Here is a 12,715-nt window from a genome sequence, read left to right on the forward strand (position 1 = left end):
CATGATTGCCGTCTTTGTCGGATTAGGCGTCTGGCAGCTGCAACGCCGCGTCGAAAAACATGCGCTGATAGCAGCTCTCACGGAGCGCCTCGCGGTTGAGCCGGTGCCGCTGCCGCCGGCCTCCGAATGGAACAAGCTCACCCCAGAAAAGGACGAGTTCCGCCGGGTCCGTTTCAAGGCGACCTTCGGCGCCGGACCGGACGCCATGGTCTATAGCGCCGGTTCTGCCGTGCGCGACGACGTTTCCGGGCCCGGCACCTGGGCCTTCATGCCCGCGCGGCTGACCAGTGGCGAGGTCGTCGTCATCAATGCCGGCTTCGTGCAGAACACGATGCAGGACCGCACCGAGCAGGATCGTGACGTGGCCCGTCTTTTGACCGGCGGGCCAACCGATTTCACCGGCTATATCCGTTTTCCCGAGCACGCCGGATGGCTCACGCCCGCGGCAAATTTCACAAAGCGCCTATGGTTTGCGCGCGATCATCTCGACATGTCGCACGCGCTCGGCTGGGGGCAGGCCGCGCCATTCTACATCGATCTCGAACTGCCGGTGCCACCGAGCGGCATTCCGAAGCCGGGACCACTTCAGGTGCACCTGAAGGACGATCATCTGCAATACGCCATTACCTGGTTCGTGTTGGCGGGCGCGGTGATGGTGGCGTTCGCTGTCTGGTGGCGCGCCAAACGTTTCCGCGCCGGTTGAGGCACTGGCCGCGATCCGCAGGCCCTGTCAGGACGCTGGCCTCCCCTATTACGCGGCAACCCGCGCGGATGAGCTGCGAGGTTTCGGGCGGCCGGTGCTTAGCGCGGGAAATGGCAAGCATGGCTGTCATTTCCGCTGCGCCCCTGGCGCCCGATCCGGATGGCGTCACCTTCGAAGAAGCGGTTTCCAGTTTCGGTCAAAACGCTTATGGTGGCGCCACTTTGCTCCCTGCAAGGTGGTTTTGTATATGAAATCAAAGGTTTGGCGGAGTGCCGGATCTTTGGAGGCTCGTTTGGCTTGACGCAATATATCTCAACACGGGGCGAAGCCCCCACATTGGGCTTCTGCGATGTGATGCTGACCGGGCTTGCCCGGGATGGCGGCCTCTACGTGCCCGAAATCTGGCCGCAGCTTTCTGGCGAGACCATCGCCGGGTTTTTCGGGCGGCCCTATTGGGAAGTCGCGGTCGACGTCATCCGGCCCTTTGTCGCCAGTGAGATTTCCGATGCCGATCTCGGTCGCATGGCCAACGAAGCCTATGCGACATTTCGCCATCCTGCCGTGGTGCCGCTCGACCAGACCGGCCCCAGTCAATTCCTGCTCGAGCTGTTCCACGGTCCGACGCTGGCGTTCAAGGACGTTGCCATGCAGTTGCTCTCGCGGCTGATAGACCATGTTCTGGCAAAGCGTGCACAACGCACCACGATCGTGGTGGCGACATCAGGCGACACCGGTGGCGCTGCGGTCGACGCCTTCGCCGGCCGCGATAATGTCGATCTCATCGTCTTGTTTCCGCACGGCCGCATCTCGGAGGTGCAGCGGCGGATGATGACCACCTCCGGCGCCGGCAATGTTCATGCGCTCGCCGTCGATGGCACCTTCGACGACTGCCAAGCGATCGTGAAGGAACTGTTCAACGATCATGCGTTTCGCGATGCGGTTGCGCTCTCCGGCGTCAATTCGATCAATTGGGCGCGCATCGTGGCGCAGGTGGTCTATTACTTCACCGCGGCGACCGCCCTCGGAGCGCCGTCGCGCAGCGTCGACTTCACGGTGCCAACCGGCAACTTCGGCGATATCTTTGCCGGATACGTGGCCAAGCGGATGGGGCTGCCGATCCGCTGGCTGCGCATTGCCTCAAACGTCAACGACATTCTGCCGCGTACGCTCAAGACCGGAATTTACGAGACCCGCGAAGTCCACGCCTCGACCTCGCCGTCGATGGATATTCAGGTCTCGTCGAATTTCGAACGCCTGCTGTTCGAAGCCAGTGGCCGTGACGCGGCGCTGGTGAGGCGGCTGATGGCCTCGCTCAAGCAGTCCGGACGCTTCGTGCTGCCGGATGCGTTGCTAGCCGCGGTGCGCAAGGACTTCGATGCCGGTCGCGCCGATGAAACCGAGACCAGCGCCGTTATCCGGACCGCCTGGCGCGAGGCCGGCGATCTGGTCGATCCGCATACGGCTGTGGCGCTGGCGGTGGCCGATCGCGATGCGCCGGATTCCAAGATTCCCAACATCGTGCTGTCGACCGCGCACGCCGCCAAGTTTCCGGACGCGGTGGAAGCGGCCTGCGGCGTGCGCCCGGAACTGCCGCCATGGCTCGAAGGTTTGATGACAAGGCCCGAACGCGTGGTGGTGATGAAGAACGACAAGGTTGAAGTTGCGCGATTTGTACGCTCGGTCAGTCGTGCCGCGAAGCAAGGAGCCGCCGGATGAGCGTTGAAGTCACGAAACTGCCGTCTGGCCTCACCGTCATCACCGATACCATGCCGCATCTGCAGACCGCGGCCCTTGGTGTATGGGCCGGCGTTGGCGGCCGCGATGAAAAACCCAATGAGCACGGCATATCGCATCTGCTCGAACACATGGCCTTCAAGGGCACCACGCGGCGGACCTCGCGCGAGATCGTCGAGGAGATCGAAGCCGTCGGCGGCGATCTCAATGCCGGCACCTCGACCGAGACCACGGCCTATTATGCGCGCGTCATGCAGGCGGACGTGCCGCTCGCGCTCGATGTCTTGTCCGATATTCTCACCAATCCGTCTTTCGTGGCCGACGAGCTCGAGCGCGAAAAGAGCGTGATCGTGCAGGAGATCGGCGCGGCCCAGGACACTCCCGATGACGTCGTGTTCGAGCATCTCAATGAGCTGTGTTTCCCGGATCAGCCGATGGGACGATCGCTGCTGGGCACGGCGAAGACGCTGAAGTCCTTCAACCGCGACATGCTGCGTGGCTATCTCTCGACGCATTATCGCGGGCCTGACATGGTGGTCGCCGCGGCCGGTGCGGTCGACCACCGGCAAGTGGTCGATGACGTGGCGCAGCGCTTTGCCGGTTTCGACGCCACCCCGGCGCCAAAGCCGGAGCCGGCGATGTTCGGCAAAGGAGGCTCGCGCGTCGTGCATCGCGAGCTGGAGCAGGCGCATCTGACGCTGGCGCTCGAAGGCGTTCCGCAAACCGACCTGTCGCTGTTTTCGCTTCAGGTGTTCACCAATATTCTCGGCGGCGGGATGTCGTCGCGCCTTTTCCAGGAAGTGCGTGAGAAGCGCGGCCTCTGCTATTCCGTCTATGCCTTCCATGCGCCCTATGTGGATACCGGATTTTTTGGCCTCTACACCGGCACCGATCCGGGCGACGCCCCGGAGATGATGGAAGTCATCGTCGATGTCATCAACGATGCGGTCGAGACACTGAGCGAAACCGAGGTTGCCCGCGCCAAGGCGCAGATGAAGGCCGGGCTGCTGATGGCTTTGGAAAGCTGCAGCTCGCGCGCCGAGCAGCTCGCGCGGCATATCCTGGCCTACGGACGGCCGCTGACGACGGAAGAACTGGTGGCGCGGATCGATTCCGTCAGTGTGGATACGACACGAAACGCAGCGCGCGCCTTGTTGTCCCGCAGCCGGCCTGCTGTCGTTGCGCTCGGCAGCGGAAGGGGACTGGACACGGCGGTCGCTTTTGCGGAAGGATTGACCAAAGCGAGGGCGAAGAGCCTTCACTAGCCGCGAATGCACGAGGCGAATGTCAAACCAGTCTCCGCCGGAAGACGGATGTCTGCAGGCAGACCCGTCGCTCCGACATTCGCAAAAAGTGCTGCTGAGACGAAGTGCGGATGCTACAATGGGATCAGTTGAAGGCCGCTGTGCTAGCTGCGAGAACATGAGCGCTATCCATTCATGATTTCTGTTTGAGGCGGCGGGGGAGTTTCATAGATGGCCCTGTTCCGGTTGCCCACGAGCGGACCGGCTGCACTGGTTCCGCGCGGTCATGGCCTCCTGCTGCGTGCCCCGCAGATGTCGGACTTCCTGCAATGGGCGCATTTGCGCGAAATCAGCCGCGGCTATCTGACGCCTTGGGAGCCGATCTGGCCGTCGGACGATTTGACCAGGTCCGGCTTCCGACGGCGGCTCCGTCGCTATGCCGAAGATATTGCCGCCGATCGGTCGTACCCGTTCATCGTTTTTCGTGAGACCGACGGGGTCATGATCGGCGGGATCACCCTGGCCAATGTGCGCCGCGGTATCGTTCAGGCGGGGACGATCGGATACTGGGTCGGACAACCCTTTGCGCATCGCGGCTACATGACGACGGCGCTTCGCGTGCTGTTGCCGTCTTTGTTCGGCGAGCTCAATTTGCACCGCATCGAGGCCGCCTGCATCCCGACCAATGCGCCCTCCATCAGGGTTCTGGAGAAGTGCGGCTTTACCCGCGAAGGACTGGCGCGGCGTTACCTCTGTATCAACGGTGTCTGGCAGGATCACCTGCTATTCGGCCTGTTGCACGAGGATTTCCGCGGTTAGCTGTGTTTCTGTCCGTTATCCAAATTATGACAGGTGCCTTGGGTTTGCCGCCATTGCGCTGCTATAAGCACGGCGCATGAGGCTGCCCAGAAAGCATCACTTTTCGGCGGCGATTTCGATGGGGATTTTCCTGTAATGCGGCACGGGCTGATCGGGCAGGCGAGGGTGGCCAAAGCGGGCCACAAGCGCACCGCACTGGCCTTGGCGGCCATCGCCTTGCTGTCGGGCTGCGGCGGCACCACCATCAATAACCCGTTCAGTACGGCCCCGCCGCCGCAAGAGGATCTCCCGACGCTTACGGACCGGTTCGATCAGCTGTTCGGCGGCCGCGGGAAAGTCTCCGAGACGGCGCCCGATGGCACAGAGGTCGACTGTCCGGTGGTGAAGATCAGGGCCGGCGCGTCCACCTATGGCGTGGCGCCGCCTGGCAAGCAGCCGGTCGCCAGCGAGTTGAACTATCAGGCGACCATTTCGCGCACCGCACGCGATTGCCGGCGCACCACGGGCGGCCAGATTGCGGCGCGCATCGGCATTCAAGGCCGGGTCATCGCGGGTCCTGCCGGTGCGCCAGCCTCCGTCGAAGTTCCGCTTCGTGTCGCCGTCGTGTACGCCGGGGTCAACGAGAAGGTTCTCATGACCAAGGTATACCGGACCACGGTGGCGATGACCGAGGGCGGTGGCGCGTTCAGCGTGGTGGGCGAGGACCTGGTGTTCAACATGCCGCAGAACCTGACCAGCGATTCGTACGTCTTCTACGTCGGCTTCGATCCGCAAGCCGTGACGCCGGCGGCGCCGTCGCGGCGGAGATAAAGGGATCGATTCTCAAAACGAAAAAGCCGGCGCGATGATCTCGCGCCGGCTTTTTTCGTCGATCAGGTTTCGTCAGTTCAGCTTCTGGCGAACTTCGGTGATGCCTTTGGCGAGCAGATCGTCGGCGACCTGTCCCTTCACCGTCTGCGACAGGACGGTCGAGGCCGCCGTCACCGCCGCGTTGGCGGCGGCGGCGCGCACGTCAGCCAGCGCCTGGGCTTCGGCAAGCGCGATCTTGTTCTCGGCGGCCTTGGTGCGCCGAGCGACAAAATCTTCCATTTTCGCTTTGGCCTCGGCAGCGACGCGTTCGGCATCGACCTTCGCCGCGGCGACAATGTCCTGAGCCTCACGCTCGGCGCTGGCGCGACGGGCCTTGTATTCCTCGAGCAGATTGGCGGCTTCCTGCTTGAGGCGCCGCGCATCGTCGAGTTCAGCCTTGATGCGTTCGCTGCGATGATCGAGCGCCGTCAGCACCGTGCGGTGGACGCCGATATAGGCGAACACACCCATCAGGATGACGAACCCGACGGCGACCCAAAATTCCGGTTCGGCGAACATGAATACTTACCCTTTCAGCGACGCATCGACGGCCTGTCCGACCGAGGCACTGTCGGGCGCCACACCGCTCAGGCGCTGGACGATGGCGGCGGCCGCATCGGTGGCGATGCCGCGCACGTTGCTCATGGCAGCCTCGCGCGTGGACGCGATGGTCTTTTCTGCCTCCGCGAGCTTCTGCGACAGCTTCTCTTCCAGCGTCTTGCGTTCCGCCTCGGACGCGGCGTTCAGTTTTTCGCGGGTCTCCGCACCGATCGCTTGCGCGCGGGAACGCGCGCTCGCCAGTTCGCTCTCATAAGCCTTGAGCGCGCTGTCCGATTCGTCCTTCAGCTTCTGGGCTGCAGCCAGATCGCCGTCGATCGTATCCTGACGCTTGTCGATCACGCCGCCGACGCGCGGCAGCGCGATCTTCGAGACGATCAGATACAGCGCGACGAACGCGATCGCCAGCGACACCAACTGCGAAGCGAAGGTGTCCTTCTGGAACGGCGGAAACTCCTTGTGACCGCCGTCGGCCTCGGTGTGGGCGGTGGTGCCCTTCGGCCCGCCATGACTTTCAGCCATGGGCTTCTCCTGTTCGGCTAGCCTGGGTTCGGTACCCGCTCCCTATGCGAGGAGGCGGGACCGGCGATAGATCAGAGCGCAAACAGCAAGAGCAGCGCGATCAGCAGCGAGAAGATGCCGAGCGCTTCGGTCACCGCGAAGCCGAAAATCAGGTTGCCGAACTGGCCCTGAGCGGCCGAGGGATTGCGCACCGCAGCGGCAAGGTAGTTGCCGAAGATGATGCCCACGCCAGCGCCGGCGCCACCCATGCCAATGCAGGCAATACCAGCGCCAATGTACTTCGCGGCAATCGGATCCATGAAACGAACTCCTTCTTGAGGTTTGGTTGAGGGGCCTTTTAGTGGCCCGGATGGATAGCGTCGTTGATGTAGATGACGGTGAGGATGGTGAAGACGTAGGCCTGGAGGAAGGCCACCAGCAGCTCGAGCGCAGAGAGCGCCATCACCATGCCGAGCGGCAATACGGCGCCGAAATAACCGGCGATGCCGATCCCGGCGAGCATTGGAATGAAGCCGGCAAACACCGCCAGCGCGATATGGCCGGCCAGCATGTTCGCAAACAGACGCACCGAGTGCGAGATCGGCCGCAGGAAGAACGAGAAAATCTCGATGAAGACGACCAGCGGCAGGATGAAAATCGGAATGCCCGACGGTACGAACAGCTTGAGGAATTTCAGGCCGTTCTTGTAGAAACCGTAGATCAGCACGGTGAAGAACACGAGAAACGCCAGCGCCGCCGTGACGATGATGTGGCTGGCAATCGTGAAGCTGTAGGGAATGACGCCGATCATGTTGGAGACGGTCAGCAACATGAAGATGGTGAACACCAGCGGGAAGAACTTCATGCCGTCTTTGCCGGCATTCGACCGGATGGTGTTGGCAACGAATTCATAGGCGATTTCCGCGACCGACTGCAGGCGGCCCGGCACCAGATTCCGGCCCGGCCCGAGCATCAGCAGCGCAATCAAGGCGACCGAGCCGAACATGTAGGCGGACGAATTGGTGAAGGCGATCTCCTGATTGCCGATATGGCCAATCGTGAAGAGCTTTTCGATGTGGAATTGTTCGATCGGATCGATCATCCGCGCAGCAATCTCTAGCTTTGCCGGTCACGCCGGCGCTTCAAATCACGTTGTTGGCCACTTCCTTAACGGCCGGTCCTGTTCTGAGCAACACCTGCCGAGCGGACCACGTTCAAAACGCCGGCCGTAAAGCCGAGCAGCACGAACACGATGAGCCCGAAAGGTGACGTCGAAAGCAGACGGTCGAAGCCCCAGCCCATCAGTGCTCCGACGCCAACGCCGGCGATCAATTCCGATGAGAGGCGGAAACCGAGTGCCATCGCCGAAGCGCGGGCGCTAGAGTCTCCACTTCCTGCTTCGGATTGGTCAGTTCTGATGTTTCGGCCGTCCCGAAGTTCGGACAACCGGTGCTCCAGACTTCCGAGCCTTGCGGAAAGTGCGGCCTCGTCGGAGGACGATTTGTTCTTTTCCTCGCGGTCATCCGTGCCTTGCGCCATGGTTGCTAAGACCCGAAACGATTGCGAAGAAAGAAACGGCGCCCCGTCACCCCTCAAAAGCCGCGCGGACCATACTGACCACGCCAAATCAAGTCAAGATTACGTCACAGCTATCTATATTATTGATATTGCTATGCTATTTACTCAGTTTTCAACTGGTCGAATGGTCCGATCGCCGCACTGCAATAGCTGGCCGCGATATCACGGGAAAATCCGCGTCGGGCCGGTGCGCCGCGGCCAACATTCGCATTCCTACCGAGCCGGCATTTTGCGAATGTTGGAGGCGTAGAACCGCTGGCTGGCCTTGCATCGCGATTTTGGGTCTGTTGGGATGACCTTCGATTCCAGAATTCTTCGAGAAACGGTATGCCGCGTCAGATCGACTATTACTTTTCGATTTCCTCCCCCTGGGCCTATATCGGGCACAAACTGTTTCGCGACGCCGTCGCGACCTATGGCCTTGAGGTCAATCACAAGCCGGTCGTCCTGGTCGATTTGTTCTCGGAAACCGGCGGGCTGCCGCTGATCAAGCGGCACCCGGTCCGGCAGCGTTACCGGATGCTCGAATTGCAACGCTGGCGCGACAAGCGCGGGCTGAATTTCCATTTTCAGCCGAAGCACTACCCCCTCAATGCGCGACTGGCCGACGGTCTGGTGGTCGCGGCGCTCGAGGCCGGTCACGATCCCGATCCGTTCCTGCGCCGGGCTTTTGCCGGTGTATGGGAGCAGGAGCTCAATCTCGCCGACCCAGAGACGCTGGCGCGGCTGGCCGACGACAGCGGCCTGCCAGGCAAGACACTGGTCGAGCGTTCGCAGAGCGAGGAGATCGGCCAGAAATACGAGCAGAACCGGCAGGACGCTCTGGCGGCCGACGTGTTCGGATCGCCTGCCTATGTCCTGGATGGTGAGGTATTCTGGGGGCAGGACCGGATCGAATTGCTGGTGGACGCATTGAAATCGGGCCGAGCGCCCTATCGTTCGCAAATTTGAGGGTTAGGTAGGCATAGATAAGACCTTGGCGACCCTTGAGGCGGAGCATCCCATGACCAGAACGGCAGCTTTGACGTCAACCGTTGTTGTCTTGTCGGTCTTGATTGGCGCGAATGCCGCGGTGGCCGAAGCGCTGCCGGATGGGGAAAACGGCCGCTATACGCTATCGCCGATTGCCGACGGCGTGATCCGGCTCGACACCCGCACCGGCACGGTTTCCACCTGTAACAATGCCGGCGCTGGATGGGCTTGCTACGTCGTGCCCGACGAACGCGCGGCCTACGACCAGGAAATCGGACGCCTACAGGCGGAATCTGAAAAGGCCAAAGCGGAAATCGAAAAGCTGAAGACCGAATTGGCCTCGCGCGCGCCGGTCGAAGGCAAATCCGAAGAGGCGTTGCCGAAATCGGATTCGCTGAAGAAGGCTGAACCGAAGGTGGCCGAAACGCCGCGCAAGATCGAGATCCCGCTGCCGAGCGATCGCGATATGGACCGGGTGATGTCGTTTCTTGAGCAGGCGTGGCGGCGGCTGGTGGAGATGGCCAACCGCATGCAGAAAGACGTCAGCGGCAAGATCTGATGACGGGGCCATCTTCGATCTCCCGCGATGCGCTCTCGACGGCTTCCGCGAACTCGATTGTTTCGTCCTTGCTGACGGTGCGCACGCCGGGCCGCGGCTTCGTCGATCTGACGGACGAGGTTGCGAACTTCGTCGCGGAGGCGAACGCCATCGACGGGCAGCTGACGCTGTTCATCCGCCACACCTCGGCCTCGCTGACGATCCAGGAGAATGCCGATCCCACGGTGCTCGAGGATTTGACCACGGCGCTCGATCGGCTAGCGCCTGAGGATTTTGGCTGGCGCCACGACACCGAAGGGCCCGATGACATGCCGGCCCATGTCAAATCCATGCTTTCGGCCACTTCGCTGCAAGTGCCTATCATCAAGGGCAAGCTCATGCTGGGAACCTGGCAGGCGATCTATTTGATCGAGCATCGGCGGCGTCCGCACGTCCGCGAAGTCGTCGTTCAGTTTGTCGGCAAGACCGGTGCGGCCTGAGCATGGCCTCAAAAGCAAACCGGCCGCGGATCACTCCGCGGCCGGCTTTTGTCTCCTTCAGCCCGATCAGTTGCTGCGGATATCGACGTCCTTGGTTTCCGGCAGGAACAGGAAGCCGATGACCAGGCTCATGACCGCGATGACGATCGGGTACCACAGGCCGGAATAGATGTTTCCGGTGTAGGCGACGATGGCGAACACGGTCGCCGGCAGGAAGCCGCCGAACCAGCCATTGCCGATGTGATAGGGCAGCGACATGCCGCTGTAGCGAATGCGGCTCGGGAACAGTTCGACCAGCCACGCCGCGATCGGCGCATAGACCAGCGTCACGTAGATCACGAGCAGCCACAGCAGAACCACCGTCATCGGCCAGTTGATCTCGGCCGGATCGGCCGAGGCCGGGTAGCCGTGCTTCTTGATGGCGTCAGGCAGCGCCTTGGCGAAGTCCGGCGCGGCGGCGCTCAGCGTCTGCTCGCCGATCTTGACCTGCGCCGGCGTTCCCTTCGGCGCATCCTGGCTCTGGTAGTTCACCGACAGATTGACGAGAGCGGATTTTGCAGTGTCGCAGCTCGTGGTGAACTTCTCCGTGCCCGTCGCCTTGAACTGGAACGAACACTCGGAGGGATCGGCGATCACGGTGACCGGCGCGGAGGACAGGGCGGCTTCGAGCTTCGGATTGGCGAAATGCGTAATGCCCTTGAAGATCGGGAAATACGTCAGCGCCGCAAGCAGGAAGCCCGCCAGGATGATCGGCTTGCGGCCGATCTTGTCGGAGAGCCAGCCGAACAGGATGAAGCCCGGCGTGCCAAGCGCCAGCGCGACCACGATCATGATCTGGGCGGTGGCGCCGGGCACCTTGAGGGTCTGGGTCAGGAAGAACAGCGCATAGAACTGTCCGCCGTACCACACCACGGCCTCGCCGGCGGTGGCGCCCAGCAGCGCAAAGATCGCGATCTTGGCGTTGCCCCACTCAGCGAACGCTTCGCTGAGCGGGCGTTTGGAGGTCTTTCCTTCTTCCTTCATCTTCTGGAAGATCGGCGACTCGTTCAGGCTCAAGCGAATCCAGACCGAAACCGCGAGCAGAATGCCCGACAGCAGGAACGGAATGCGCCAGCCCCAGTCGCCGAACGCGCCTTCGCCCATGGCGTTGCGAACGCCGAGAATGAGCAGTAGCGCCAGGAACAGGCCGAGCGTCGCGGTGGTTTGAATCCACGACGTGTAGTAGCCGCGCTTGCCGGCAGGCGCGTGCTCGGCGACATAGGTCGCCGCGCCACCATATTCGCCGCCGAGCGCCAGGCCCTGAATCAGCCGCAGCAGGATCAGCACGACCGGAGCTGCGATGCCCCAGCTCCCATAGCCGGGCAAAAGACCGATGAAGAAGGTGCCGACGCCCATCAGCGTCATCGTAATGAGGAAGGTGTATTTGCGGCCGATCATGTCACCGAGGCGGCCGAAGATCAGCGCGCCGAACGGCCGAACCGCGAAGCCTGCAGCAAAGGCGAGCAGCGTGAAAATGAAGGCGACGTTCGGCGGAACGTTGGAGAAGAAGTATTTCGCAAGGAAAGCGCCGAGCGTTCCGTAGATGTAGAAGTCGTACCATTCGAACACGGTGCCCAGCGACGAAGCGAAAATCACCTTTCGCTCTTCGGCCGTCATCCCGCCGCTGCGGACAGCGCCGTCCGCTGCTGTTGCCATAGCCATTGTGCGCACTCCCCGAAAATCCAGTTGCTACCTTCGTCCCCGTACGCCCGGCCACCCAGGCTAGAGGTTGTGCTGCACGGTAACATCGGCGTGAACCATCGCCCAGTAAGACTTTCGGCCCGCTGCGGAAAGGCGCATCTAGAGGAGGGACGGAAAAATTACCGGCGTCCTGTTTGCGCCGGTCGGTCCCTTAAGGCTTTTGCGCCGCACCAGGTCGCGGAATTAACCGCCATTTCGCATGGTGGCGTACCACCTCTTGCGTGCGATCGTAGGCCGCAGGACAATCGAAAAGCAAACCGCTACACGGAAAGCAACGCGGCCAACCTAACCCATTGCAAGCAATAGATGACTGCTGCCACCCACCTTGTGATCGCCGATGATCATCCATTGTTCCGCGACGCACTTCGTCAGGCGGTGGCGAGCGTGGTGCCATCGGCGAAAATCGACGAAGCCGGCAGTTTTGAGGAGCTGACCGCGCAGCTCGACCGGGATTCGGACGTCGATTTGGTGCTGCTCGACCTGACGATGCCGGGAATCTCCGGCTTCTCCGGACTGATATACCTGCGGGCGCAGTTTCCGGCGATTCCGGTTGTCATTGTCTCGGCCAGTGACGACGGCGGAACCATCCGCCAGTCGCTCGATTTCGGCGCTTCAGGGTTCATTCCCAAGCGATTTGGCGTGGATACGCTTCGCGATGCCATCATGAAGGTTCTGAGCGGCGACGTCTGGGTGCCTGCGGACACCGACCTGTCCTCGCAGACCGATCCGGAACTGGCGCGGCTGCGCGACCGCCTGGTGACGCTGACCCCGCAGCAGGTGCGGGTATTGATGATGCTGTCAGAAGGTCTGCTCAACAAGCAGATCGCCTATGAACTTGGCGTGTCGGAGGCGACCATCAAGGCGCACGTCTCGGCGATCCTGCAGAAGCTCGGTGTCGAAAGCCGAACGCAGGCGGTGATCGCTGCGGCCAAGATTGCCGGCGGCCAGTGGCGGCAAGGCACGGCTCCGCAACCCTGAT

The 12,715-nt window shown here is 62.1% G+C and carries 15 protein-coding genes; 9 read left to right on the forward strand and 6 right to left on the reverse strand.

Annotated elements, in window-relative coordinates:
- The first annotated feature begins 1 nt into the window (after window position 1).
- From VFL62_RS01745 to VFL62_RS01765, 5 genes are all read left to right on the forward strand, one after another.
- Complete coding sequence (locus tag VFL62_RS01745; protein ID WP_325170684.1) at window positions 2-703, forward strand: SURF1 family protein; 702 nt, start codon at window positions 2-4, stop codon at window positions 701-703.
- Window positions 704-1,000: 297 nt separating this feature from the next.
- Entirely contained in the window at window positions 1,001-2,419 is a 1,419-nt protein-coding gene (thrC, locus tag VFL62_RS01750) for a threonine synthase (RefSeq protein WP_325170658.1), read from the forward strand.
- On the forward strand, window positions 2,416-3,702 hold the full coding sequence (locus VFL62_RS01755; RefSeq protein ID WP_325170659.1) for a pitrilysin family protein: 1,287 nt from the start codon (window positions 2,416-2,418) through the stop codon (window positions 3,700-3,702). The genes thrC and VFL62_RS01755 overlap by 4 nt, the downstream gene beginning before the upstream one ends.
- A 210-nt stretch (window positions 3,703-3,912) precedes the next feature.
- On the forward strand, window positions 3,913-4,500 hold the full coding sequence (locus VFL62_RS01760) for a GNAT family protein (RefSeq protein WP_325170660.1): 588 nt from the start codon (window positions 3,913-3,915) through the stop codon (window positions 4,498-4,500).
- A gap of 135 nt (window positions 4,501-4,635) precedes the next feature.
- Window positions 4,636-5,310, forward strand: coding sequence for a hypothetical protein (locus VFL62_RS01765; RefSeq protein WP_325170661.1), 675 nt, complete (start codon window positions 4,636-4,638; stop codon window positions 5,308-5,310).
- Between the two features lie 72 nt (window positions 5,311-5,382).
- Here the strand turns inward: VFL62_RS01765 and VFL62_RS01770 are convergent, their stop codons facing one another.
- The 5 genes from VFL62_RS01770 to VFL62_RS01790 form a co-directional block, all read right to left on the reverse strand.
- The gene (locus VFL62_RS01770; protein WP_325170662.1) at window positions 5,383-5,868 is read right to left on the reverse strand and encodes an ATP F0F1 synthase subunit B; all 486 of its coding nucleotides are present in this window, start codon (window positions 5,866-5,868) and stop codon (window positions 5,383-5,385) included.
- 6 nt (window positions 5,869-5,874) lie between these two features.
- A complete protein-coding gene (locus tag VFL62_RS01775; protein WP_325170663.1) occupies window positions 5,875-6,429 on the reverse strand; it encodes a F0F1 ATP synthase subunit B' in 555 nt (184 codons plus the stop codon).
- 71 nt (window positions 6,430-6,500) lie between these two features.
- Window positions 6,501-6,728 (reverse strand): F0F1 ATP synthase subunit C, encoded by a 228-nt coding sequence (locus tag VFL62_RS01780; protein WP_009796340.1) that lies wholly within the window; start codon window positions 6,726-6,728, stop codon window positions 6,501-6,503.
- Between the two features lie 38 nt (window positions 6,729-6,766).
- Window positions 6,767-7,510 carry a F0F1 ATP synthase subunit A gene (locus tag VFL62_RS01785; RefSeq protein WP_325170664.1) on the reverse strand — a complete coding sequence of 248 codons (744 nt, stop codon included), beginning with the start codon at window positions 7,508-7,510 and terminating at the stop codon, window positions 6,767-6,769.
- Window positions 7,511-7,575: 65 nt separating this feature from the next.
- Complete coding sequence (locus tag VFL62_RS01790; protein WP_325170665.1) at window positions 7,576-7,947, reverse strand: AtpZ/AtpI family protein; 372 nt, start codon at window positions 7,945-7,947, stop codon at window positions 7,576-7,578.
- A 366-nt stretch (window positions 7,948-8,313) separates the two neighbouring features.
- Between VFL62_RS01790 and VFL62_RS01795 the strand changes: the two genes are divergently transcribed.
- The 3 genes from VFL62_RS01795 to VFL62_RS01805 are packed head-to-tail and all read left to right on the forward strand — an operon-like array spanning window position 8,314 to window position 9,996.
- Window positions 8,314-8,937 carry a 2-hydroxychromene-2-carboxylate isomerase gene (locus VFL62_RS01795; RefSeq protein ID WP_325170666.1) on the forward strand — a complete coding sequence of 208 codons (624 nt, stop codon included), beginning with the start codon at window positions 8,314-8,316 and terminating at the stop codon, window positions 8,935-8,937.
- A gap of 52 nt (window positions 8,938-8,989) precedes the next feature.
- Window positions 8,990-9,517, forward strand: a complete 528-nt coding sequence (locus VFL62_RS01800; protein WP_325170667.1) for a hypothetical protein — start codon at window positions 8,990-8,992, stop codon at window positions 9,515-9,517.
- A complete protein-coding gene (locus VFL62_RS01805; RefSeq protein ID WP_325170668.1) occupies window positions 9,517-9,996 on the forward strand; it encodes a secondary thiamine-phosphate synthase enzyme YjbQ in 480 nt (159 codons plus the stop codon). Before VFL62_RS01800 ends, VFL62_RS01805 begins: the two co-directional genes overlap by 1 nt.
- A 66-nt stretch (window positions 9,997-10,062) precedes the next feature.
- On the opposite strand, the gene VFL62_RS01810 is transcribed toward VFL62_RS01805, so the two are convergent.
- Window positions 10,063-11,691: an MFS transporter gene (locus VFL62_RS01810; protein WP_325170685.1), complete on the reverse strand. Its 1,629-nt coding sequence runs from the start codon at window positions 11,689-11,691 to the stop codon at window positions 10,063-10,065.
- Window positions 11,692-12,042: 351 nt separating this feature from the next.
- Between VFL62_RS01810 and VFL62_RS01815 the strand changes: the two genes are divergently transcribed.
- Window positions 12,043-12,714: a response regulator transcription factor gene (locus VFL62_RS01815; protein ID WP_325170669.1), complete on the forward strand. Its 672-nt coding sequence runs from the start codon at window positions 12,043-12,045 to the stop codon at window positions 12,712-12,714.
- Window position 12,715 lies beyond the last annotated feature (1 nt).

It is taken from the genome of Bradyrhizobium sp. (assembly GCF_035701725.1).
Taxonomy (GTDB): domain Bacteria; phylum Pseudomonadota; class Alphaproteobacteria; order Rhizobiales; family Xanthobacteraceae; genus Bradyrhizobium.

What these genes read in the sequence shown, in the direction of transcription:
- VFL62_RS01785 (WP_325170664.1), bottom strand. Translation starts at nt 7,510, where the DNA reads ATGATCGATCCGATCGAACAATTCCACATCGAAAAGCTCTTCACGATT.
- VFL62_RS01775 (WP_325170663.1), bottom strand. Translation starts at nt 6,429, where the DNA reads ATGGCTGAAAGTCATGGCGGGCCGAAGGGCACCACCGCCCACACCGAG.
- VFL62_RS01790 (WP_325170665.1), bottom strand. Translation starts at nt 7,947, where the DNA reads ATGGCGCAAGGCACGGATGACCGCGAGGAAAAGAACAAATCGTCCTCC.
- VFL62_RS01780 (WP_009796340.1), bottom strand. Translation starts at nt 6,728, where the DNA reads ATGGATCCGATTGCCGCGAAGTACATTGGCGCTGGTATTGCCTGCATT.
- VFL62_RS01755 (WP_325170659.1), top strand. Translation starts at nt 2,416, where the DNA reads ATGAGCGTTGAAGTCACGAAACTGCCGTCTGGCCTCACCGTCATCACC.
- VFL62_RS01795 (WP_325170666.1), top strand. Translation starts at nt 8,314, where the DNA reads ATGCCGCGTCAGATCGACTATTACTTTTCGATTTCCTCCCCCTGGGCC.
- VFL62_RS01765 (WP_325170661.1), top strand. Translation starts at nt 4,636, where the DNA reads ATGCGGCACGGGCTGATCGGGCAGGCGAGGGTGGCCAAAGCGGGCCAC.
- VFL62_RS01770 (WP_325170662.1), bottom strand. Translation starts at nt 5,868, where the DNA reads ATGTTCGCCGAACCGGAATTTTGGGTCGCCGTCGGGTTCGTCATCCTG.
- VFL62_RS01745 (WP_325170684.1), top strand. Translation starts at nt 2, where the DNA reads ATGATTGCCGTCTTTGTCGGATTAGGCGTCTGGCAGCTGCAACGCCGC.
- VFL62_RS01760 (WP_325170660.1), top strand. Translation starts at nt 3,913, where the DNA reads ATGGCCCTGTTCCGGTTGCCCACGAGCGGACCGGCTGCACTGGTTCCG.
- VFL62_RS01800 (WP_325170667.1), top strand. Translation starts at nt 8,990, where the DNA reads ATGACCAGAACGGCAGCTTTGACGTCAACCGTTGTTGTCTTGTCGGTC.
- VFL62_RS01805 (WP_325170668.1), top strand. Translation starts at nt 9,517, where the DNA reads ATGACGGGGCCATCTTCGATCTCCCGCGATGCGCTCTCGACGGCTTCC.
- VFL62_RS01810 (WP_325170685.1), bottom strand. Translation starts at nt 11,691, where the DNA reads ATGGCAACAGCAGCGGACGGCGCTGTCCGCAGCGGCGGGATGACGGCC.
- VFL62_RS01815 (WP_325170669.1), top strand. Translation starts at nt 12,043, where the DNA reads ATGACTGCTGCCACCCACCTTGTGATCGCCGATGATCATCCATTGTTC.